Raw genomic sequence first — 23,272 nt, 5'->3', positions numbered from 1 at the left:
GAGTTTTTTTATTAATTACTTGTAAATCATTCATTGTTTCACGTGAAACTTTTTTAATCTTCATCCATTTTTTTAGGTTGATAAGCAAGCATACCTAATCCTATGAATAGAATTAAAGTTACGAGAAGGAAAATTACCTGATAATGAACATTCCCTGTCATAGAAATTGTTTGTCTCAATCCTGAAACTGAATAACTCATTGGTAACCAAGGATTGACAGCCTTAAAGAAATCATTAGTCAAAGCAAGTGGATAAGTTCCTGCACTTGATGCTAATTGTAATAATAGTAAAATAAGAGAGAAGAAAGCACCTAAGCGACTATTCCATGTCGTTAACGCGGTTACCATAGACATAAAGGTCAAACTTGCGATGATGATTAAGAACAAGGTTCTCATTTCATGATTTGCCGTTAGACCGATAAGATGAACTCCTCCATAGACTAAGACAGCTGCTAAAACAGCTATAACTACATTTATTTCGAAACGAGATTTAACCCAAGCCCAACGACTTTCAGGATGACGACCTGAAGGTAACTTAGCAAAAATCATATTTGTTGATAACGCAGCAACAAAGAGGGCCACAGATATCATATAAGGAGCCATAGCAATCCCATTTACAGGAACCTGATCATTGTCTGTTTTTGAAAGACTCAAGGGCTCAGATAATACTTCTGCATTACTAGACTCTGTTGATGCTATTTTTAGTTGATTGCTAGCAGCGTTCAATCCATGTTCTAGTCCAGTAGCTCCTACTTGTAAACTTTCAATACCAGCAGTTAAAGTTGTTCCACCATCTGCTAGTTTTCCAGCGCCATCAGCAATTTTCACTGCTCCACTTCCTAACTGAGAGCTAGCTGAAAGCAATTGATTTGATTTGTCTGTTAATTGACTAGAACCTAGCTGTATTTTATCAAGTCCTGCAATTAAGTCTGAACTCTTACTATTTAATTGGCTAGAACCAGATGAGAGTTTTTCGATACCTGTTACTAGTTCTGGAGTTTTCCCAGCTAGCGAATCCAAACCAGTTGTCAAGGTTGAAGAGTTTTCTGTCAACTTACTTGATCCAGAAACCAATTGATCCAAACTTGTTGTTAAAGTTTTATTCTTTTCACTTAGTTGGTTTACACCTAAAGAAATAGTATCCAACCCTTTAGTATAATCATTAACTCCATTTTCAATCGATTGACTTCCAGGAACTAACTGATTATCTAAAGCATTTTGCAACTGTGTAAATCCACTTGACATAGATGTCAAGGAACTAGACGCCACAGTTAATACTTGATTTGCTTTAGTCTGTAAAGTAGAAAGATTAGAGACTGGTTGGTTTACACTTCCCAAATTTTCTTTTAGATCTCCTACCGTCGTTAAAATTGCTTTTGCTGACTCTATCGTAGAGTTAGAATTATTTGAAACAGCTGCAGTCAGTTCTTGTTTCTGAGTATCAGTAAGAGATTGATAAGTTGCTGTTGCTTGAAGATTGGTAAGAGTTTTCTCTTGCTCTGTTTGACTATTAGTCACAATAGTTTGAGCAAGAGTAGATATATTCGCTAAATCATTAGATATTGTACTTTTAAGTTCAGTATTATCTGAAATAGTTACAGCTTGAAGTGCTTTATTCAATTCATCTAAACTAGTTGCTAATTGAGTGATTTCCTCTTTTTGTTGAGATGAAATATTCAATTGAGTCGAAATTTCTTTAATTCCTTTATTTAATTGGGTAATACCGTCTCTCAATGTGTCTGATTGACTAGATAATTGATTTGCCCCAATAGATAGCTTGTCAACACCGCTTGTGTAAGCATTGACACCAACTGAAAATTGATTGAGACCTGTATTCAGTTGCGAAACTCCTCCTGCATATGACTTCATTCCAGTATTTAGCTGATTGACACCTGCTACTAATTCTGGAGTCTTGGAAGATAATTGATTGAGTCCAGTGTCAACCTGTGAAACTGCACTTGTATAGTTCTGTAAACCATCATTAAATGTACCTAAGCCACTATTCAGTTGCTTTACTCCTGTTACATACGTTGTCAACCCTTTTGTAAATTGATTTGTGCCATCAGAAAAGGTTAAACTTGAACTAGCTAAAGTGTCAAGATTAGAAGACAATGTCTGACTTCCTACAGCTAACTGACTAGCCCCATTGGCCAATTGTTCACTTCCATCAGCTGCCTTCGTTAAACCAGATTTTAAATCTCCCATCTTTTGAAATAAAGCTTTCGTATAGGTTTCGGTTACATTAGCAGAAACATTTTGTTTTAACTGTGTCATGGCAGAATCACTCATCTTACTTGCAATGAAACTATGCCCGCTAGAAGTTTGATAGTTAATATTCATTTGTTCTGGGTGATCTGATAGAATAGAAGCAGCCTTTTCAGATAAGTCACTTGGTAAAGTTACTACCATATAGTAATCACCGTCTTCTAGACCCTTCTTACCTTCTTCTTCACTGACAAAATGAAAATCTAATGATTTATTTTGCTCTAAATTGGACACCATGTCTTTTCCAATAGTCATTGTGTTTCCATTATAAGATGCTTCTTTATCATTATTAACGACCGCTACAGGCAACTCAGATAATTGGCCATATGGATCCCACATAGATGATAAAAATATGATGTTGTATAAAGCAGGAATAAGAGAAATCCCTATCATTACAATGATAAAGGTTGGTTTTTTAAAAATTGCTTTCCATTCTTTAAACATATTGTCTCCTTTTTTACACATATTGTCTAAAATTTTGATATAATAGATTATACATTAAAAATTCTTATTTACAAGTCAAAATTATCATTTTTAGACACTAAGTCTATTTTTGTTCACAAGGAGGAACTATGAAAGAGAGCAACAAACGCTTAAAAACCAAACGTACTATTGAGAACGCCATGGTTCAATTATTAACGGGACAACCATTTGATCAAATTAGCACTATTAAGCTGGCAGAAAAAGCCGGAATTAGTCGTTCTAGTTTTTATACTCATTACAAAGATAAGTATGATATGATTGAACATTACCAAAGTAAGCTTTTTCATACCTTTGAGTATATTTTCCAAAAACACGCAAATCATAAAAGAGATGCTATTCTAGAAGTGTTTGAATACTTAGAGTCTGAACCTTTACTAGCTGCTCTTCTATCTGAAAATGGTACAAAAGAGATACAAAACTTCCTGAGAAATAAACTTCACATTATGCTTAGCACTGACCTCCAAAAACGCTTTATGCAATTAAATTTAAACAATATTGAGTTAGAGTATAGCAGTATTTATCTAACAAACGCACTATTTGGTGTATGCCAAACCTGGATTGCTCATGGAAAAAAAGAAAGTCCACAAGAAATGACAAACTTTCTTATGAAAATGTTGGGAGATGCAAATTAGAGACAAAAAAAGAACACCAATGGTGTTCTTTTTGTTTAACTCCGCCAGTAGGACTCGAACCTACGACATCATGATTAACAGTCATGCGCTACTACCAACTGAGCTATGGCGGATAATATAGTCCGTACGGGATTCGAACCCGTGTTACCGCCGTGAAAAGGCGGTGTCTTAACCCCTTGACCAACGGACCATCTATCTGTAGCAGATATAACCATTATATCAATTTCTTACTAATTGTCAATCACTTTTTAGATTTTTTCTCCAGAATATCTCTTAATTTCCGTACCTTTAGACGGGTAATTGGACAACGATGATCCTCATAAAAAACCACTTCTAAATTTTTTCGATCAATTTCCCTAATATTTCCTACATTGACAAGAAATGATTTATGAGCAGAATAAAATCTTTGAGTATCTTTATCTTTTTCTTGAATATCCGCCATAGTACCATAAAATTCTTTGGCAAAATTCTTACCAATAATCCTTAATTTATGAGATACTCCTGTTGTTTCAATATATAAAATATCATGGTAGGGAATTTTTAAATCATTTCCCTTGTAATTATAGTCAAAATAATCCACAACATCTTTATTTTCAAGCAGCATACTTTTGGTATATAAGATACTCTGTTCGATACGTTTTTTAAATAATTCATCATTGATATCTTTATCAACAAAATCCAAGGCTGATACTTGATATTTGTAAGTTAAGGTAGCAAATTCTGATCTACTAGTAATAAATACGATAATTGCATAGGGATTGTGGCGACGAATAAACTGTGCTACCTCAAATCCTTTTTTCTCAACACCATGAATATCAATATCTAGAAAATAAAGCTGGTTTACTTCATCATTTTCGATATATTCCTTAAATTCTCGTTCTTTACCTGTTGTTTTATAAGAAATAGGAATATTTAATTCCTTTGAAATTTCATCCAAGGTTCTTTCTAATCTGACTTGATGTTGAATAACATCTTCTAAAATTAATACTTTCATTCAAACTCTCTCTTAAATCTAATAATCTGTCTAAACTTACTATCTTCCATCTCTGTCTCTAAAATGATATTTTCATACTTATCCAAAATATCTTTGACATTATTAAGACCAATTCCTCTATTTCTACCTTTAGTAGAAAAACCTAGTTCAAACAAGTCTTCTGAAGGCGTCATAGTATATTTACACGAATTTTGAATCACGATAACTGTTTCTAAATCCATCTTAATCACTGCAACCTCCATTTGTTTCAAGTAACTTTCTGCAGCACCTTCGACAGCATTGTTCAATAAAACGCTCATAATACGCACAAGATCAAGTAAATCAATTGACAACCTTGTGATAATATCCTTTACTTCTAGTGTAAACTCTACGTCCTTATTTCTTGCATATACAATAGATTGAGCAATTAAACTTCGTAAAGCTGAATCTTCTATATTGTTTAAATCAAAGTATGTATACTTATCTGAACGTAATTTTTGATTAGCTTTGACTAGAACTTGATTGTAAATTCTGTCAATTTCCTGTAAATCTTTACTGTCAATTGCCATTTGCATACTGACAAGCATCCCTGCATAATCATGACGAAAACCACGGATTTCATTATACAAAGCCACAATTTCATCTGTGTAAGTCTGTAAATGTTCTTGTTCAAATTTTTTCTGATTTAGAGCAATTTCTCTTTCAACTTGGACCTTCTTGGCATTCATTGCAAAGAAGATTAGTAATAAACAAATAAAGACAATTGTTGCTAAAATACTACCAAAACTATTAAAATGCACATAATTACTTACTATATCTGAAATGAATAATAGGATTTGTAAAGCAAAGAAAGCAAAGATGACCTTTTTAAAAAATGAATAGAGGTAATCTTTATCAAAATAATTGAGCTCCAAGTGAAAATAAAAAATAATTTTTTTTATTACAAAATAAGTCAGCAATAAAACTACTACAAAAAACAAATCTTCATATTTGGTTACAAAAGAATCACCTGTAACAGAGGATATGGTTACGGATAAAAAAGTATGAGTGCTATGATATAATAAAGACAATAGCAGACTGATAAAAATAGCTTTGTATTTATCAAACTTTTTTAACCCTATTAAATAAAAAAATATAATACAGGTAAATGAAATTTTTTCCATTCCAAATCCATCTAGATAAATAAAATAGAATAAAACTTCAACTATAAACTGTAATATAAATACCCAAGAAATAAACAGATATCTTTCTTTTTTTGTTGCCTTACAAATGAGTTCATAGCTATTTGTTAGAATAAGAATATGAAGAATAACTATGAGTATTTTCAATAAATCCATTATATCTCCCTATAATGTTTTCTCTTTTTTCTTATAAATGAACTTACCAATCTATTATACAAAATGTGATTTATATTATAAGTGATCATTCTCAACTGCACATTTTTGTACCTGAACTGTCAATTTTTACAAAAAACGCTGGGTTTCCCCAGCGTTAAATCTAGTATATGATCCCAGCAGGATTCGAACCTGCGACCGTTCGCTTAGAAGGCGAATGCTCTATCCAGCTGAGCTATGAGACCTAACTAGTTTATCTTATCAAAATAATCGAAAATAGTCAATCCTATTTATGATAGGGAGAACCTTGTTGGATGGTAAAGGCTCGATATATCTGTTCTACAAGAACTAGACGCATTAATTGGTGAGGAAGAGTTAAACGACCAAAACTAAGGGATAGATTCGCACGCTTTTTTACTTGAGGAGAGAGTCCTAAACTCCCACCGATAACAAAGGTTAAGGTTGAAAAACCATTAATAGATGCTTGTTCTAACTGTTTACTGAATTCTTCAGAAGACAAGGTTTTCCCTTCAATAGCTAAAACGACAACAAATTCTCTATCCCCAATTTTGGAAAGGATTCGATTTCCCTCTAAATCCAAGATTTTTTCATTTTCAGAATCACTAGCACGATCGGGAGTCTTTTCATCAGCTAATTCGATCATTTCTACGGCAGCAAATCGTGATATTCTTTTAGAATATTCTGCAATTCCATCTTTGAGATACTTTTCTTTTAGTTTTCCAACTGTTACAAGTTTAATTTTCATGCTTCTATTTTACCATAATCGTGTTCTATTCACATCTTATTCACAAATGAAAAAGGTGAAAAACACAATAAATTCACAAATTTTCAACAATTATCCACAGATTGTTGAAAACTTAAGTTTTTTAAGTTAGAATTAAGTTAATAATCTTATACTTTCACTAATTAATCAAATATGGAGGATTCTATGAAAAACTTAAACAAGTTTTCAAAAACAATTGGACAACTTTTACTAGTTATTCTTATTAGCTTTTTTAGTGGTCTATTAGGAAGTTTGGCTGTTCTTCAGTTCAACCAAAAGCAAGGAGGTGGAGAACAAAATAGTGCAGCAGTCACTCAGACTGCTTCGAAAAATGAAAATTCTACCACACAGGCTGTAGATAAAGTTAAAGATGCAGTTGTATCGATTATCACTTATTCAGAAAACTCTCAAGGTGGTTTTGTTGGAACTGATGATACTGATACAGATTCAAACACTGAACAAATTAACAGTGAAGGTTCTGGTGTTATTTATAAAAAAGAAGGTGAATCTGCCTATTTAGTTACTAATACTCACGTTATTAATGGCGCTAAAAAAGTTGACGTTCGTTTGACTGATGGAACAAAAGTCCCAGGTGAAATTGTTGGTTCTGATACCTATTCTGATATTGCAGTAGTAAAAATATCTTCAGAAAAAGTTTCTACAGTTGCTGAGTTTGGTGATTCAAGTCAATTAGCTGTTGGAGAAACGGCTATCGCAATCGGTAGTCCTTTAGGTTCAGAATATGCAAATACAGTTACTCAAGGGATTGTATCAAGCTTGAACAGACATGTTTCTTTGAAAGCTGAAGATGGTCAAGCCATTTCAACAAATGCCATCCAAACAGACACAGCTATTAACCCTGGTAACTCTGGAGGTCCTTTGATTAACATTCAGGGAGAAGTTATCGGTATTACATCAAGTAAAATTGCCTCAAATGGTGGAACATCTGTAGAAGGCCTTGGTTTTGCTATTCCTGCAAATGATGTTATTAATATTATTAAACAATTAGAAAAAGATGGAAAAGTAACTCGACCAGCGCTTGGTATCCACATGGTTAACTTAACAAACCTCAGCACAGCTGACCTTCAAAAATTAAAACTTCCTAACAACGTTACTTCTGGTGTAGCTGTTCGTTCTGTTCAAAAGAACATGCCTGCAAATGGACATTTACAACAATATGATGTTATCACAAAAATAGATGATACTAAAATTTCTTCTACTACTGAATTACAAAATGCACTTTACAGTCACTCTATTGGTGATGAAATGACTGTAACTTATTACCGTAATGGTAAAGAAGAAAAAACTACAATCAAACTAGATAAGAGTACAAGTGATTTAAATTAATAGTTTACATATTTGTAAACCTACTTTACAGAATATTAAAGATATGATACTGTAGAAATATGGAAGAACTCAAACTAATTCGTATCAGTGATATTCAAAAAAATCCCTATCAACCTCGTAAAGAATTCTCAAAAGAAAAAATTCAAGAACTTGCCCAATCTATTAAAGAAAATGGTTTAATTCAACCCATTATTGTCCGTCAATCTCCAGTTATCGGATATGAAATCCTAGCTGGAGAAAGACGGTATCGGGCATCGATAGCAGCTGGGCTATCAGAAATTCCTGTAATCATCAAAAAATTATCTGATCAGGATATGATGGTTCACTCAATCATTGAAAATTTACAACGAGAAGACTTAAATCCGATTGAAGAAGCAAAAGCTTATCAATCTTTAATTGATAAAGGATATACTCATGCAGACATTGCTGAAAAAATGGGGAAATCACGCCCTTATATCACTAATCTTGTTCGATTGCTAACGCTCCCTGATTTTATTTTAAAAGAAGTAGAAACTGGAAAATTGTCTCAAGCACATGCTAGACTTCTAATCCAACTACCTTTGAAAGAACAAAAAAATTTACTCAATCGCATTCAGAAAGAGGATTTATCAGTTCGGCAGGTGGAACATCTACTTAAAGAAGAAAAAAATAAGAAGAAAACCAAAGAAAAAGATCACTTTATCAAAGAAGAAGAAGAAAATTTGAAAAAATTGTTGGGATTAGATGTCCAAATCGTCCTTCAAAAAAAAGAGGCAGGAAAAATAACTATCTCTTTTCATAATCAAGAAGAATACCAACGTTTTATTAACAGCCTGAAATAAGGCTGTTATTTTATTTTTCTAAACTCACATACTTATCCACTGGATTAGTATAGAAAAAGTCTATTAAATCAAAATCTAAACCTTTTATCCACAAGTTGTGGATAAATCTTTTAAACATTGTGGATTGTTTTTCACAAGTTGTGGAAAAATTGCTTTCTATGTGATAAAATAGTGTTTAAGATTACACCATTTAGAAAAGGAGGAGTTTGTTGTTGAAAGAAAAACAATTTTGGAATCAGATTTTAGAATTAGCTAAAGAGAGATTGACTCGATCAATGTTTGATTTCTACGCAACACCTGCTGAATTAATAAAGGTTGAGGGAAATGTAGCTACCATATTTTTGCCCAGATCTGAAATGGAAATGGTTTGGAGTACAAAACTCAATGATATTATTGTAGCTGTCGGTTTTCAAATCTATGATACTGAAATAAAAGCTCAATATGTATTGACTAAAGAAGATTCTAATACCTCCGATATAGCAAGCAATGTTGAAAACAGTAATCATCAACAGGAAGAAATTAAAAAATCTATACCCTATTCAGAAACAGGATTAAGAGACATCTATACTTTTGATAATTTTATCCAAGGTGATGGAAATATTTGGGCTAAGTCTGCTGCTTTAGCTGTCTCTGAAGATCCTGGATTAACTTATAATCCTCTGTTTATATATGGTGGACCCGGTTTAGGAAAAACTCACTTGCTCAATGCTTTGGGGAACGAAATTCTCAAAAAAAATCCTAATACGCGTGTAAAATATATTCCTGCTGAAAGCTTTATTAATGAATTTTTAGATCATCTAAGACTCAATGATATGGATAATTTTAAAAAAACCTATCGAAGTATAGATCTCCTTCTTATTGATGATATTCAATCTCTCAGTGGAAATAAAGTGCAAACTCAGGAAGAGTTTTTCAACACATTTAATAACCTTCATAGTAATAATAAACAGATCGTTTTAACGAGTGACCGTAGGCCAGAACAACTAGAAAATCTACCTGAACGACTTGTCACGCGCTTCTCATGGGGATTAACAACGGATATTACTCCACCTGATTTTGAAACTCGTATCGCTATCCTAAATAGTAAAACAGAGGATTTAGATTATCATTTTCAACCTGACACAATCGAATATTTGGCTGGCCAGTTTGATTCAAATGTACGTGAATTAGAAGGTGCGCTCAAAGATATTAGTCTCATGGCTAAAGTTAAACAAATCAACACTATAACTGTGGATATTGCATCTGAGGCTATACGTGCTAGAAAACAAAGCGTCAGCACCATGATCGTCATTCCGATTGAAAAAATCCAAGAGGAAGTCGGAAAATTTTATGATGTGAGCGTTAAGGAGATGAAGGGAACTAGACGTGTTCAGAGTATTGTTCTAGCTCGCCAAGTTGCTATGTACCTAGCTAGAGAATTAACTGATAACAGTCTTCCAAAAATCGGAAAAGAATTTGGTGGTAAAGATCATACAACCGTCATTCATGCTCATGCAAAAATCAAATCTATGATTGAAACTGATGATAAATTACGTATAGAAATCGAAACCATCAAAAAGAAAATTAAATAACTTGTGGATAAGTCTTTAAAATTTTACTGATTTATTAACAAATTTTAAACAAGTATAACTTCTTGATTTTTCTAAACTAAACTTGGTTTTCCACAGATTTCACACAGCCTACTATTACTATTAACCTTCTAATAATAAAAATAAATAAAGGAGATTCCATGATTCATTTTTCTATTAATAAAAATTTATTCCTGCAATCATTAAATATTACAAAACGTGCTATTAATTCAAAAAATGCTATTCCTGTTTTATCAACTATTAAAATTGATGTGACTAACGAAGGAATTACATTAATTGGATCAAATGGTCAAATTTCAATTGAGAATTTCATTTCTCAAAAAGATGAAAATGCAGGTCTTTTGATTAACTCTTTAGGATCAATTCTTTTAGAAGCTTCTTTCTTTATCAATGTTGTTTCTAGTCTTCCAGATGTGACTCTTGATTTTAAAGAAATTGAACAACATCAAATTGTACTAACAAGTGGAAAATCAGAAATTACTCTGAAAGGAAAAGACAGCGAACAGTATCCACGTATTCAGGAAATTTCAGCAAGTAATCCTCTAGTTCTTGAAACAAAACTTCTTAAGAAAATTATCAATGAAACTGCTTTTGCTGCTAGTGTACAAGAAAGCCGTCCAATCTTGACTGGTGTACACTTTGTCCTAAGTAATCATCAAGAATTAAAAACAGTAGCAACAGACTCACATCGTCTCAGCCAGAAAAAATTAACTCTTGAAAAAAATAGTGATAATTTTGATGTTGTTATCCCAAGTCGCTCTCTACGCGAATTTTCAGCTGTTTTTACGGACGATATCGAAACAGTAGAGATTTTCTTCGCAAACAACCAAATTCTCTTTAGAAGCGAAAATATTAGCTTCTATACACGTCTCTTAGAAGGTAATTATCCTGATACAGATCGTCTGATTCCAACAGATTTTAATACGACAGTAACTTTTGATGTTGTGAATCTACGTCAATCTATGGAACGTGCACGTCTTTTATCAAGTGCTACTCAAAATGGAACTGTAAAATTAGAAATCAAACAAGGAGTAGTTACAGCTCATGTAAATTCTCCAGAAGTTGGTAAAGTAAACGAAGAAATCGATACAATTGCTGTATCTGGTGAAGATTTAACTATTAGCTTTAACCCAACTTACTTGATTGAAGCACTAAAAGCCTTGAATAGTGAAAAGGTAACAATCAGTTTCATTTCAGCAGTTCGTCCATTTACCTTGGTACCAGCTGATACAGATGAAGATTTCATGCAGCTGATTACACCAGTTCGTACAAATTAAGTTAAAGAGGTTGAGCCTAGCTCACCTCTTTTATGATATAATCAGAAATATGAAAAGGAGAGTAGTATGTATCAAGTTGGAAATTTTGTTGAAATGAAAAAACCACACGCTTGTACAATCAAGTCTACAGGTAAAAAAGCCAATCGTTGGGAAATTACACGTTTAGGTGCAGATATCAAAATAAAATGCAGTAATTGTGATCATGTTGTCATGATGAGTCGCTATGATTTTGAAAGAAAAATGAGTAAAATTATCGACTAAATGCAAGTAGTTAGAGGGTTAGCAAGTTTTCCCTTTTTGTGTTATAATATTGAAGATTGAAATGTGAACGGAGAATGAGAAATTATGGCTTTAACAGCAGGTATCGTGGGTTTGCCAAACGTTGGTAAATCAACCCTATTTAATGCAATTACAAAAGCAGGAGCAGAGGCTGCAAACTATCCATTTGCAACTATTGACCCAAACGTTGGGATGGTAGAAGTTCCAGATGAACGTCTACAAAAATTGACTGAAATGATTACTCCTAAGAAGACAGTTCCAACAACCTTTGAATTTACAGATATTGCAGGGATTGTAAAAGGTGCATCAAAAGGAGAAGGTCTTGGAAATAAATTCTTGGCCAATATACGTGAAGTTGATGCCATTGTCCATGTAGTTCGTGCCTTTGATGATGAGAATGTCATGCGTGAGCAAGGTCGTGAAGATGCTTTTGTAGATCCATTAGCAGATATTGATACCATTAACCTAGAATTGATTCTTGCTGACTTAGAATCTGTTAATAAACGCTATACGCGTGTGGAAAAGATGGCACGTACGCAAAAAGATAAGGAATCAGTTGCAGAATTTAACGTTCTCCAAAAGATTAAACCTGTCCTTGAAGACGGTAAGTCAGCACGTACCATTGAATTTACAGATGAAGAGCAAAAGGTTGTTAAAGGTCTTTTCCTCTTAACTACGAAACCAGTTCTTTATGTAGCAAATGTGGATGAGGATGTTGTTGGAGACCCAGACTCTATTGATTATGTGAAGAAAATTCGTGAATTCGCAGCAACAGAAAATGCAGAGGTAGTAGTCATTTCAGCGCGTGCTGAAGAAGAAATTTCTGAGTTAGACGATGAAGATAAAAAAGAGTTTCTTGAAGCCATTGGTTTGACAGAATCAGGTGTGGACAAGTTGACTCGTGCAGCTTACCATCTATTAGGACTTGGAACTTACTTCACAGCTGGTGAAAAAGAAGTTCGTGCTTGGACCTTTAAACGTGGCATGAAAGCTCCTCAAGCTGCTGGAATTATCCACTCTGACTTCGAAAAAGGCTTTATTCGTGCAGTGACTATGTCTTATGATGATTTGATTAAATACGGCTCTGAAAAGGCGGTAAAAGAAGCTGGACGCTTGCGTGAAGAAGGAAAAGAATATGTCGTTCAAGATGGCGATATTATGGAATTCCGCTTTAACGTATAATCAACATTTTTAATAGTGTCAATTAGGTTGGAAAAAAATTCCAACCCTTTTAGCTTTTGAAAGGAAATTTAAATGACAAAATTACTTGTAGGATTGGGAAATCCAGGGGATAAATATTTTGAGACAAAGCATAATGTTGGTTTTATGTTGATTGACCAACTAGCAAAAAAACAGAATGTATCTTTTACACACGATAAAATATTCCAAGCTGAATTAGCTTCATTTTTCCTTAATGGTGAAAAAATTTATCTGGTAAAACCCACTACTTTTATGAATGAAAGTGGGAAAGCAGTTCATGCTTTATTAACCTACTATGGTTTAGATATCGAAGATTTACTGATTATTTACGATGATCTTGACATGGAAGTAGGAAAAATTCGACTTCGCGCTAAAGGATCAGCTGGCGGTCATAATGGTATCAAGTCAATTATCCAACATATTGGTACACAGGTTTTCAATCGTGTAAAGATTGGTATCGGTAGACCTAAAAAAGGAATGTCTGTTGTTCACCACGTTTTGAGTAAATTTGACAAGGATGACTATATAGGTATTTTACAGTCTATTGACAAGGTTGACGATGCTGTAAATTGTTATTTACAAGAGAAAAACTTTGAAAAAATAATGCAGAAATACAATGGGTAAGGGAATGTCATTAATCGAATTCTTTTTAGAGAACAAGCAGATACAATTATGGAGTGAACATTTATCTCTCAAGCAGAGGGAATTACTACTAGGTCTCTCTGGTTCAGCAAAGTCTTTAGCTATTGCAAGTAGTGTTAAAAATCAGAACAAGATTATAGTAATGACATCTACTTATGGAGAAGCTGATCGTCTAGTAAATGATTTAATTTCTATCCTGGGTACTGATATGGTTTATCCATTTTTAGTAGATGATTCACCAATGGTAGAATTTTTAGTATCGTCTCAAGAAAAGATTTTTTCAAGAGTTGAAGCCTTGCGTTTTCTAAGAGATAAATCTCAAAAAGGAATACTAGTTTGTAACATGGCAGCTAGCCGTTTATTCTTACCAGATCCTCAAGTCTTTGATAACAGTGTGTTAAAACTTGAAGTTGGCGAAGAGTGTGAACAAAGAGAATTAAAAAGTCAATTGATTTCACTTGGTTATAAAAAAGTTACTCAAGTTCAAAGTCAAGGTGAATTTAGTCTTCGAGGGGATATTTTAGATATCTTTGAAACTTCACAACTATCTCCTTACCGAATAGAATTTTTTGGTGATGAAATAGATGGGATTAGAGAATTCGACGCAGATACACAATTATCAAAAGATAGTCAATCTCAAGTCTCAATCTACCCAGCTAGTGATATTTTACTAGCTACTGAAGATTATCATCGTGGTCAACAATTCTTAGAACATGAGATGGATAAAACTATTTCACCTACATTAAAGTCGTACTTAGAAGAAGTTTTTAGTTGTGCGAAAGAGCAAGTTCTTCATGCTGATATTCGTAAATTTTTGTCTGTTTTTTATAAAAAACAGTGGACCTTGATTGACTACTTGAACCAAGTGCCTATTATCTTTGATGATTTTCAAAAAATTATGAATCAGTATGATATTTTTGATAAGGAAACAGCTAGCTACTTTACAGAGGATTTACACAACAGTAAAGCTGTATCAAGTTTACAATATTTTGCTGACGTAGAAAGTCAGTTTAAAAAATATTTACCAGCTAGCTTCTTTTCTAATTTTCAAAAGGGACTTGGAAATCTAAAATTTGATCATCTTTATCAATTTAATCAATATCCAATGCAAGAATTCTTCAATCAGTTTTCTTTTCTGAAAGAAGAAATTGAACGCTATAAAAAATTAAAATATACGATTGTTCTTCAATCAAGTAGCCAAACAGAACTAAAAAAACTGTCAACGATTCTTGATGAATATAGCATTAAAGTTGACAATAGTAATCAAAGTGAAATCTGTAAAGGAACTGTCAATCTTGTTGAAGGAAACCTTCGTCATGGTTTTCATTTTGTGGATGAGAATCTTGTATTCATCACTGAATATGAAATTTTCAAAAAGAAAATTAAACGCAAATACAGAAGACAAAATATCAGTAATGCTGAAAGATTAAAGGATTATAGTGAACTCCAAAAAGGAGATTATGTTGTTCATCAAATTCATGGGATTGGTCAATATTTAGGAATAGAAACGATTGAACTCAAAGGGATTCACCGAGATTATGTAAGTATCCAATATCAAAATGGAGATCGAATTTCTATCCCTGTAGAACAAATCCAAACCTTATCTAAGTATGTTTCAAGTGACGGTAAGGCTCCAAAGTTAAACAAATTAAACGATGGACGTTTTAAAAAAGCTAAGCAAAAAGTTAAAAATCAAGTTGAAGACATTGCAGATGACTTAATTAAGTTATATGCAGAGAGGAGTCAACTTGAAGGTTTTGCATTTTCAAAAGATGATGAAGATCAAGTTGCTTTTGATGAGGCTTTTCCTTATGTTGAAACTGAAGATCAACTTCGAAGTATCGAAGAAATTAAGAAAGATATGCAGGCTTCTCAACCAATGGATAGACTTTTAGTTGGAGATGTTGGTTTTGGTAAGACTGAGGTGGCCATGCGAGCTGCTTTTAAGGCTGTCAACAATCATAAACAGGTTGTTGTTTTAGTACCTACTACAGTTTTGGCTCAGCAACATTATAGTAATTTTAAGGAAAGATTTGAGCAATTTGCTGTCAATGTAGATGTTTTGAGTCGTTTTAGAAGTAAAAAAGAGCAGACTGAAACACTTGAAAAATTGAAAAAAGGCCAAGTTGATATCCTGATAGGAACCCATCGAGTTTTGTCTAAAGATGTTGAATTTGCTGATTTAGGATTAATCATCATCGATGAAGAACAACGTTTTGGTGTCAAACATAAGGAAGCTTTGAAGGAATTAAAAAAGAAGGTTGATGTCTTAACTTTGACAGCTACACCAATTCCTCGAACTCTACATATGTCTATGCTAGGTATTCGAGATTTATCTGTCATCGAAACTCCCCCAACCAATCGATATCCTGTACAAACCTATGTCCTTGAACAGAATGATCGTGTCATTCGAGATGCTGTATTGAGAGAAATTGATCGTGGTGGTCAGGTTTACTATCTTTACAATAAAGTTGACACGATTGAAAAGAAGGTTTCAGAGTTACAAGAACTGATTCCAGAAGCTTCTATTGGTTTTGTTCATGGTCAAATGAGTGAAATTCGTTTGGAGAATACACTACTTGACTTTATTGAAGGTGAATATGATATTTTAGTAACAACAACAATCATTGAAACAGGGGTAGACATTCCAAATGCCAATACCTTGTTTATCGAAAATGCGGATCATATGGGATTGTCAACCTTGTATCAATTAAGAGGTCGGGTTGGTCGTAGTAATCGTATTGCTTATGCCTATCTTATGTATAGACCAGATAAATCATTGACAGAAGTTTCTGAGAAGAGATTGGAGGCAATTAAAGGTTTCACTGAATTGGGTTCTGGTTTCAAAATTGCCATGCGTGATTTATCCATTCGTGGAGCGGGTAATCTTTTAGGAAGTTCGCAGTCAGGTTTTATCGATTCTGTTGGTTTTGAACTCTATTCTCAATTACTGGAAGAAGCAATTGCTAAGAAGAATGGAACTGATAAGAAACGTGAAAAAGGAAATGCTGAGTTAATTCTACAAATTGATGCCTATCTTCCAGATGAGTATATTTCGGATGAACGACATAAAATTGAGATTTACAAGAGAATTCGTCAAATTGACAACCGTGTCAATTACGAAGAATTACAAGATGAGTTGATAGACCGATTTGGAGAGTATCCAGATGTAGTTGCTTACCTCTTAGAAATTGGATTAGCTAAAGCTTATCTTGATAAAGTTTTTGTCAATCGTGTTGAAAGAAGAAATAATAAGCTTGTCATTCAATTTGAAAAGATATCCCAACAACTATTTTTAACACAAGATTATTTCCAGGCTCTTTCTCAGACAAATTTGAAGGCTAATATTTCTGAAAATCAAGGTTTAATCGAAGTTGTTTTTGATATTCGAAATAAAAAAGACTATGAGATTTTAGAAGGACTCTTAACCTTTGGAGAATCGTTAGCGAAGATAAAAGACTTAAAAGAGTCACATTAGGGCTTACCTTTTTTCTTCTATAAAAGGGATAAAAATGGTACAATAATAATTTGAGGTATTATAAGATGAGATTAGATAAATATTTAAAAGTATCACGAATTATTAAACGCCGTACGGTAGCTAAGGAAGTTGCAGATAAAGGGCGAATCAAGGTTAATGGTATCCTTGCTAAAAGTTCAACTGATTTAAAAATCAATGATCAGGTTGAAATTCGTTTTGGAAATAAATTGTTGCTTGTAAAGGTGCTCGAAATGAAAGATAGCACAAAAAAAGAAGATGCAGCTGGAATGTATGAAATTATCAGTGAAACAAGGGTAGAAGACGATGTATAAAAAAATAGTCCAAATGAATAATTCATTTATTCAAAATGAACACCAACGACGTAAATACATGATGGAAGAACGTCAAAAACGTAATCGTTTTATGGGTTGGGTTTTGATTTTGATTATGTTGCTATTCATCTTACCAACTTACAATTTAGCACAAAGTTACCAACAATTACTAACACGTCGCCAGCAACTAGCTGATTTGAAAAAACAATATCAGGACTTGAGCGATGAAAAGGATAAAGAAGCTAGTTTAGCAACTAAGCTAAAAGATGAATCCTATGCGGCTAAATATTCCCGTGCAAAATATTATTATTCAAAAACATGGGAGGAAGTTTATACAATTCCGGACTTACTTCCTAGGTAATGCGAAATGGAAAATTTATTAGATATTATCGAAAAATTTTTAAGTCAGTCAGATGAAAAATTAGATGAGTTAGCTCAAAAGAATCATCTGTTACGGCTACAAGAAGAAGAGGGGAAAAAGAATGCGTAAATTTTTAGTGATATTACTACTTCCTATTTTCCTAAAAAGCGTTCAAGTAGTAAGCACTGAGAATCCAGTTATCATTCCAAAACAAGAAGTTTATTCTTTAACTCATACTCCGTATCATTTTTATTATCAAGATACTATAGAATCTCCAAAATTTTATGGTGAGACGCCAGTTTATTCTACAGAAGACCTGATTAATGAATCGGGTAAAGTAAATGCAGAAACAAAATTATCTGTTTTAGAATGGCGATTAAATAAACAAGGACAACCTGTCTTTAAATTGTCAAATAATCAATTTGTAATGGCTGATAAACGACTTTTATACGATAGTTCCATCGTAAACGATTTTTCTAAACGAGTATGGCTAGAACCGGGATTTGTCGTTTATAATAGTCCTTATGATCAACAAGAATTAAAGTCTACTTTAGCGCCTTATCAAGAAGTTGAAGCAGATATGTCTATTTTTGCTGAAGGTCGTGAATTCATACATATCAAGCAAACGGGCTGGATTTCGACGGATTATATTTCCGATGATGATAATCGTATTCAGAAAGTACAAGAGTTGCTATCTGCAAATTATCAAAATGAACAGTTCTCTATTTATATTAAACAATTGAGTACAGGTAAGGAAGCTGGCATTAATGAAAATCAGAAAATGTATGCTGCTAGTGTTATGAAATTACCTTATCTTTATTCTGTTCAGGAAAAAATCAATCAAGGTGATTACCAACTTGACACGAAATTGAAGTATGTTTCCGAAGTTAATGATTTCCCTGGTTCTTATAAACCGGAAGGAAGCGGAAGTCTCCCTAAAACAGCGGACAATAAAGAATACACAATCAAAGATTTAATCACAAAAACTGCAAAAGAATCTGACAATGTAGCTCATAATATTCTCGCTTATTATATTACGAATAAATCAGATGAAGCCTTTAAAAAAGAAATGGCTACTATCGCAGGTGAAGAATGGGATGTGACAGATAAGATGGCTTCAGCTAAAATGGCTGGTCAAGTTATGGAATCTATTTATAATCAGAATGGTTTTGTTTTAGAATCTCTTTCACAAACATCTTTTGATAATCAGCGGATTGCTAAGAATATTTCTGCTAAGGTAGCCCATAAAATTGGGGATGCAGATGAATTTAAACACGATGTGGGAATAGTCTATACAGATTCTCCTTTCGTTGTTTCAATCTTTACCAAAAATTCTGATTACGATACTATTTCTAAAATTGCTAAGGATGTCTACGAGGTCCTAAAATGAGAGACCGCGATTTTTTAAATCATTTTCTAGAAAAAGGTTACTTTGAAGGACATTCAAGAGTTGTGCTGGCCTTGTCTGGTGGATTGGATTCGATGTTTCTTTTTCAACTTCTTTTGACCTATCAAAAAGAACTTGGTATTGAATTGTTTTTAGCTCATGTAAATCATAAACAACGACCAGAGTCAGATAATGAAGAAAATGAATTAAGAAAATTAGCTGAACAAGCTGGAGTTCCAATTTATGTAGCTTGTTTTACTGGAGATTTTTCAGAAGCGAATGCTCGTCAATTTCGCTATGAATTCTTTAGAGAAGTGATGGAGAAAACTTCATCTACAGCTCTTGTAACAGCTCATCATGCAGATGATCAAGTTGAGACGATCTTTATGCGATTGATTAGAGGTGTTAGACTACACCATTTATCAGCTATTAAAGAAAGACAAATGTTTGATAAGGGAGAGTTGATTCGTCCTTTGTTGTCTTTTTATAAGAAGGATTTTCCTGAAATTGAGCATTTTGAAGATTCAACGAATAAAGAAAATCACTATCTTCGCAATCGTATTCGCAACCTCTATCTGCCACAGTTAGAAAAAGAAAATGTTCAGGTAAAAAAAGCAATTTTAGAGTTTGGAAAAGAAGTTTCTGACTATCAAATTGCTCTGGCTGAATTATCTCAAGCAGTTGATGTAGAAGATTTAACTCAGTTTTTATCTTTTAGTGAAGCAACGCAAGGAGTTTTACTACAACAATACCTTAGTCGTTTTGCTGATTTAAATGTAACAAGAGAACAATTTCAAGAAATTCATCATATTTTAAAAACTAAGAGTCAATATCGCCATAATATAAAAAATGGTTATGAACTTATAAAAGAATACCAGCACTTTCAAATTGGTAAAATCAGACCAAAGTCTGATGAAAAAAGTAGTGAGTGTGTGTTAAACTATCAAAATCAAGTTTATTATGAAGGTTTTCTATTTTCATTTGGAATTCCTCTAAAAGGTGAAAATGTTCAACAAATAAATGTTTCCCGTGAAACATCATTGATTTTGCGGCATCGACAGCCAGGTGATTATTTGATAATAAATGGTCATCAAAAAAAAGTAAGGCGACTTTTTATTGATTTAAAAATTCCTGCAGAAAAACGAAAAAATGCGATTATTGTTGAGCAATTCGGAAAGATTTGTTCAATTTTAGGAATTGAACTCAGTGATTTGAGTATAAAAACGAAAAATGATATAATGAACACTGTACTTTATATAGAAAAAATAGATAGGTAAAATCATGTTAGAACAAGACATCAAGAAAATTATGATTTCGCAAGATGAAATTACAGAAGCAGCTAAGAAGTTAGGTGCTCAATTGACAAAAGATTATGAAGGGAAAAATCCGATTTTAGTTGGAATTTTAAAAGGATCTATTCCTTTTATGGCAGAATTAGTCAAATATATCGACACTCACCTTGAAATGGATTTTATGATGGTTTCTAGTTATCATGGTGGAACTGTAAGTAGTGGTGTCATTAATATCAAACAAGATGTCACTCAAGATGTTAAAGGTAGACACATTGTCTTTGTAGAAGATATTATTGATACTGGACAAACATTAAAAAGTTTGAGAGATATGTTTACTGCTAGAGAAGCAGCGTCTGTTAAGATTGTTACTATGCTGGATAAACCAGAAGGACGTACTGTAGAAATTGAAGCAGATTATACATGTTTTACAATTCCAAATGAATTCGTTGTAGGCTATGGTTTAGACTATAATGAAAATTATCGTAACCTTCCTTATGTAGGCGTATTGAAAGAGGAAGTTTACTCAAAATAGAAGGGTAAGTTGTTGAATGCAAAAACAAAATAATGGTTTTATAAAAAATCCATTTCTTTATTTGTTGATGATTTTCTTGCTAGTAACGGGATTCCAGTACTTTTTCGCTGGGAGAGTTGCCGGGCACAGTCAACAAATTAAATACTCAGAATTGGTGCAGGAAATCACTAATGACAATGTAAAAGAAATAACCTATCAACCAAGTGGTAGTATTATTGAAGTGTCTGGTGTCTATAAAACTGCTAAAACAGAAAAACCGGAAACAGGTATTCAGTTTTTCACACCTTCTGCAACAAAAGTAGAAAAATTTACAAGTATTATTCTTCCATCGGATACTACTGTAGCAGATTTGCAAAAACTAGCTGGTGAACACCAAACACAAGTTGAAGTCAAGCACGAAAGCTCAAGTGGTATGTGGATTAACATCCTAGTTTCGGTAGTGCCATTTGCTATTTTATTCTTCTTCCTATTTTCTATGATGGGAAATATGGGAGGAAACAGCGGACGCAATCCGATGAGTTTTGGACGCAGTAAAGCTAAGGCTGCTAATAAGGAAGATATCAAAGTACGCTTTTCAGATGTAGCAGGAGCTGAAGAAGAAAAACAAGAACTTGTTGAAGTTGTTGAATTCTTGAAAGATCCAAAACGCTTTACAAAATTAGGTGCTCGTATCCCAGCTGGTGTTCTCTTAGAGGGACCTCCGGGAACTGGTAAAACATTACTTGCTAAAGCAGTAGCAGGAGAAGCTGGAGTACCGTTCTTTAGTATTTCAGGTTCTGACTTCGTAGAAATGTTCGTTGGTGTCGGTGCCAGCCGTGTACGTTCACTCTTTGAGGACGCTAAAAAAGCAGCGCCAGCTATTATCTTCATCGATGAAATTGATGCCGTTGGTCGCCAACGTGGTGTCGGTCTTGGTGGAGGTAATGATGAACGTGAACAAACCTTGAACCAACTCTTGATTGAAATGGATGGTTTTGAAGGAAATGAAGGGATAATTGTCATTGCGGCAACGAACCGTTCAGATGTTCTAGATCCAGCCCTTCTTCGTCCAGGTCGTTTTGACAGAAAAGTATTGGTTGGTCGTCCAGATGTTAAAGGACGCGAAGCAATTCTGAAAGTCCATGCTAGAAATAAACCTCTAGCAGAAGATGTGGATTTGAAGTTAGTAGCACAACAAACTCCAGGTTTTGTTGGTGCTGATTTAGAAAATGTATTGAACGAAGCGGCATTAGTTGCTGCCCGTCGTAACAAATCAGTCATTGATGCTTCTGATATTGATGAGGCAGAAGACCGCGTTATTGCAGGGCCTTCTAAGAAAGATAAAACTGTTTCTCAAAAAGAACGTGAAATGGTTGCTTATCACGAAGCCGGGCACACTATCGTAGGGTTAGTCTTATCAAATGCGCGTGTCGTTCATAAGGTAACAATTGTTCCACGTGGTCGTGCAGGTGGTTACATGATTGCTCTTCCAAAAGAAGATCAAATGTTGCTATCTAAAGAAGATATGAAAGAACAATTAGCTGGTTTGATGGGTGGACGTGTTGCTGAAGAAATCATCTTTAATGTCCAAACAACAGGTGCATCAAACGACTTTGAGCAAGCTACACAAATGGCGCGTGCAATGGTTACAGAGTATGGTATGAGTGAAAAACTCGGACCTGTTCAATACGAAGGTAATCATGCTATGTTTGGTGCTCAAACTCCACAAAAATCTATTTCAGAACGTACTGCATATGAAATTGATGAAGAAGTTCGAGCATTGTTGAATGAAGCACGTAATAAAGCAGCTGAAATTATTCAATCAAATCGTGAAACGCATAAATTAATTGCAGAAGCCTTATTGAAATATGAAACATTGGATAGTACACAAATCAAATCTCTTTACGAAACAGGGAAAATGCCTGAATCAGTAGAAGAGGAATCACGTGCCCTATCATATGATGAAGTCAAATCAAAAATGGCTGAAGAAAACTAAAATATTAGTAGACAAGATACAAGAGAGGATACTATTATATCCTCTCTTTCTTATTTATAAAAACTAATCTATGAAAACCAGTAAAAAAATTTCAGAAAAAACAAATCAAACTAGTTGACAAGAATCTAAAAGTAGGTATAATAGAAAGAGTTGAAAAAGCTCAAGGTCCGTTGGTCAAGGGGTTAAGACACCGCCTTTTCACGGCGGTAACACGGGTTCGAATCCCGTACGGACTATGGGTGTATCGCGGTTGATGGAAATAGGATTTAAAAAAGTTAAAAAAACCTGTT

General features: G+C 33.7%; 20 protein-coding genes and 4 tRNA genes. 17 read left to right on the top strand and 7 right to left on the bottom strand.

Annotation, left to right across the window (positions count from 1 at the left end; translation table 11 throughout):
* Positions 1-53: 53 nt before the first annotated feature.
* Positions 54-2,708 carry a YhgE/Pip domain-containing protein gene (locus LG369_RS07650; protein ID WP_225750759.1) on the bottom strand — a complete coding sequence of 885 codons (2,655 nt, stop codon included), beginning with the start codon at positions 2,706-2,708 and terminating at the stop codon, positions 54-56.
* A gap of 128 nt (positions 2,709-2,836) precedes the next feature.
* Between LG369_RS07650 and LG369_RS07645 the strand changes: the two genes are divergently transcribed.
* Positions 2,837-3,379, top strand: a complete 543-nt coding sequence (locus LG369_RS07645) for a TetR/AcrR family transcriptional regulator (protein WP_070677800.1) — start codon at positions 2,837-2,839, stop codon at positions 3,377-3,379.
* A gap of 39 nt (positions 3,380-3,418) precedes the next feature.
* Here the strand turns inward: LG369_RS07645 and LG369_RS07640 are convergent.
* From LG369_RS07640 to rlmH, 6 genes are all read right to left on the bottom strand, one after another.
* A tRNA-Asn gene (locus LG369_RS07640) sits at positions 3,419-3,492 on the bottom strand.
* Positions 3,493-3,497: 5 nt separating this feature from the next.
* A tRNA-Glu gene (locus tag LG369_RS07635) sits at positions 3,498-3,569 on the bottom strand.
* A gap of 51 nt (positions 3,570-3,620) precedes the next feature.
* The gene (comE, locus tag LG369_RS07630; protein WP_004250949.1) at positions 3,621-4,373 is read right to left on the bottom strand and encodes a competence system response regulator transcription factor ComE; all 753 of its coding nucleotides are present in this window, start codon (positions 4,371-4,373) and stop codon (positions 3,621-3,623) included.
* The gene (gene comD, locus LG369_RS07625; protein WP_070677798.1) at positions 4,370-5,689 is read right to left on the bottom strand and encodes a competence system sensor histidine kinase ComD; all 1,320 of its coding nucleotides are present in this window, start codon (positions 5,687-5,689) and stop codon (positions 4,370-4,372) included. The genes comE and comD overlap by 4 nt, the downstream gene beginning before the upstream one ends.
* Before the next feature lie 168 nt (positions 5,690-5,857).
* Positions 5,858-5,931 (bottom strand) — tRNA-Arg (locus LG369_RS07620).
* 41 nt (positions 5,932-5,972) lie between these two features.
* On the bottom strand, positions 5,973-6,452 hold the full coding sequence (gene rlmH / locus LG369_RS07615; protein WP_070677796.1) for a 23S rRNA (pseudouridine(1915)-N(3))-methyltransferase RlmH: 480 nt from the start codon (positions 6,450-6,452) through the stop codon (positions 5,973-5,975).
* Positions 6,453-6,635: 183 nt separating this feature from the next.
* Here rlmH and LG369_RS07610 point away from each other — a divergent pair, with 183 nt between their 5' ends.
* The 16 genes from LG369_RS07610 to LG369_RS07540 all read left to right on the top strand — a co-directional run bounded on the left by LG369_RS07610 (position 6,636) and on the right by LG369_RS07540 (position 23,218).
* On the top strand, positions 6,636-7,817 hold the full coding sequence (locus tag LG369_RS07610) for a S1C family serine protease (protein WP_070677794.1): 1,182 nt from the start codon (positions 6,636-6,638) through the stop codon (positions 7,815-7,817).
* A gap of 59 nt (positions 7,818-7,876) precedes the next feature.
* The gene (locus LG369_RS07605) at positions 7,877-8,638 is read left to right on the top strand and encodes a ParB/RepB/Spo0J family partition protein (protein ID WP_070677793.1); all 762 of its coding nucleotides are present in this window, start codon (positions 7,877-7,879) and stop codon (positions 8,636-8,638) included.
* A 212-nt stretch (positions 8,639-8,850) separates the two neighbouring features.
* The gene (gene dnaA, locus LG369_RS07600; RefSeq protein WP_225750758.1) at positions 8,851-10,209 is read left to right on the top strand and encodes a chromosomal replication initiator protein DnaA; all 1,359 of its coding nucleotides are present in this window, start codon (positions 8,851-8,853) and stop codon (positions 10,207-10,209) included.
* Positions 10,210-10,367: 158 nt separating this feature from the next.
* Positions 10,368-11,504 (top strand): DNA polymerase III subunit beta, encoded by a 1,137-nt coding sequence (gene dnaN / locus LG369_RS07595; protein ID WP_225750757.1) that lies wholly within the window; start codon positions 10,368-10,370, stop codon positions 11,502-11,504.
* Between the two features lie 66 nt (positions 11,505-11,570).
* Positions 11,571-11,765 carry a DUF951 domain-containing protein gene (locus LG369_RS07590; RefSeq protein ID WP_004250933.1) on the top strand — a complete coding sequence of 65 codons (195 nt, stop codon included), beginning with the start codon at positions 11,571-11,573 and terminating at the stop codon, positions 11,763-11,765.
* An 84-nt stretch (positions 11,766-11,849) separates the two neighbouring features.
* Positions 11,850-12,965: a redox-regulated ATPase YchF gene (ychF, locus tag LG369_RS07585; RefSeq protein ID WP_074324764.1), complete on the top strand. Its 1,116-nt coding sequence runs from the start codon at positions 11,850-11,852 to the stop codon at positions 12,963-12,965.
* 72 nt (positions 12,966-13,037) lie between these two features.
* Complete coding sequence (gene pth / locus LG369_RS07580) at positions 13,038-13,607, top strand: aminoacyl-tRNA hydrolase (RefSeq protein ID WP_070677787.1); 570 nt, start codon at positions 13,038-13,040, stop codon at positions 13,605-13,607.
* Positions 13,600-17,103, top strand: coding sequence for a transcription-repair coupling factor (gene mfd / locus LG369_RS07575; RefSeq protein ID WP_029747255.1), 3,504 nt, complete (start codon positions 13,600-13,602; stop codon positions 17,101-17,103). Before pth ends, mfd begins: the two co-directional genes overlap by 8 nt.
* Positions 17,104-17,168: 65 nt before the next feature.
* The gene (locus tag LG369_RS07570) at positions 17,169-17,435 is read left to right on the top strand and encodes an RNA-binding S4 domain-containing protein (protein WP_004250926.1); all 267 of its coding nucleotides are present in this window, start codon (positions 17,169-17,171) and stop codon (positions 17,433-17,435) included.
* Positions 17,428-17,796 (top strand): septum formation initiator family protein, encoded by a 369-nt coding sequence (locus tag LG369_RS07565; protein WP_004250925.1) that lies wholly within the window; start codon positions 17,428-17,430, stop codon positions 17,794-17,796. The genes LG369_RS07570 and LG369_RS07565 overlap by 8 nt, the downstream gene beginning before the upstream one ends.
* 6 nt (positions 17,797-17,802) lie before the next feature.
* The gene (locus LG369_RS08510; RefSeq protein WP_004250924.1) at positions 17,803-17,925 is read left to right on the top strand and encodes an SP_0009 family protein; all 123 of its coding nucleotides are present in this window, start codon (positions 17,803-17,805) and stop codon (positions 17,923-17,925) included.
* Positions 17,918-19,186, top strand: coding sequence for a serine hydrolase (locus LG369_RS07560; RefSeq protein WP_004250922.1), 1,269 nt, complete (start codon positions 17,918-17,920; stop codon positions 19,184-19,186). The genes LG369_RS08510 and LG369_RS07560 overlap by 8 nt, the downstream gene beginning before the upstream one ends.
* A complete protein-coding gene (gene tilS / locus LG369_RS07555; RefSeq protein ID WP_004250920.1) occupies positions 19,183-20,460 on the top strand; it encodes a tRNA lysidine(34) synthetase TilS in 1,278 nt (425 codons plus the stop codon). Before LG369_RS07560 ends, tilS begins: the two co-directional genes overlap by 4 nt.
* A gap of 4 nt (positions 20,461-20,464) precedes the next feature.
* Complete coding sequence (hpt, locus tag LG369_RS07550) at positions 20,465-21,007, top strand: hypoxanthine phosphoribosyltransferase (RefSeq protein ID WP_004250918.1); 543 nt, start codon at positions 20,465-20,467, stop codon at positions 21,005-21,007.
* Positions 21,008-21,023: 16 nt separating this feature from the next.
* The gene (gene ftsH, locus LG369_RS07545; RefSeq protein WP_070677781.1) at positions 21,024-22,982 is read left to right on the top strand and encodes an ATP-dependent zinc metalloprotease FtsH; all 1,959 of its coding nucleotides are present in this window, start codon (positions 21,024-21,026) and stop codon (positions 22,980-22,982) included.
* Between the two features lie 164 nt (positions 22,983-23,146).
* A tRNA-Glu gene (locus LG369_RS07540) sits at positions 23,147-23,218 on the top strand.
* The last annotated feature ends 54 nt before the right edge of the window (positions 23,219-23,272 follow it).

The sequence above is a fragment of the Streptococcus sp. Marseille-Q4154 genome, from assembly GCF_916700545.1.
Taxonomy (GTDB): Bacteria; Bacillota; Bacilli; order Lactobacillales; family Streptococcaceae; genus Streptococcus; species Streptococcus infantis_I.
Note: the sequence above shows the minus strand (reverse complement) of the source record. Positions and strands in the feature narration are given on the sequence as shown.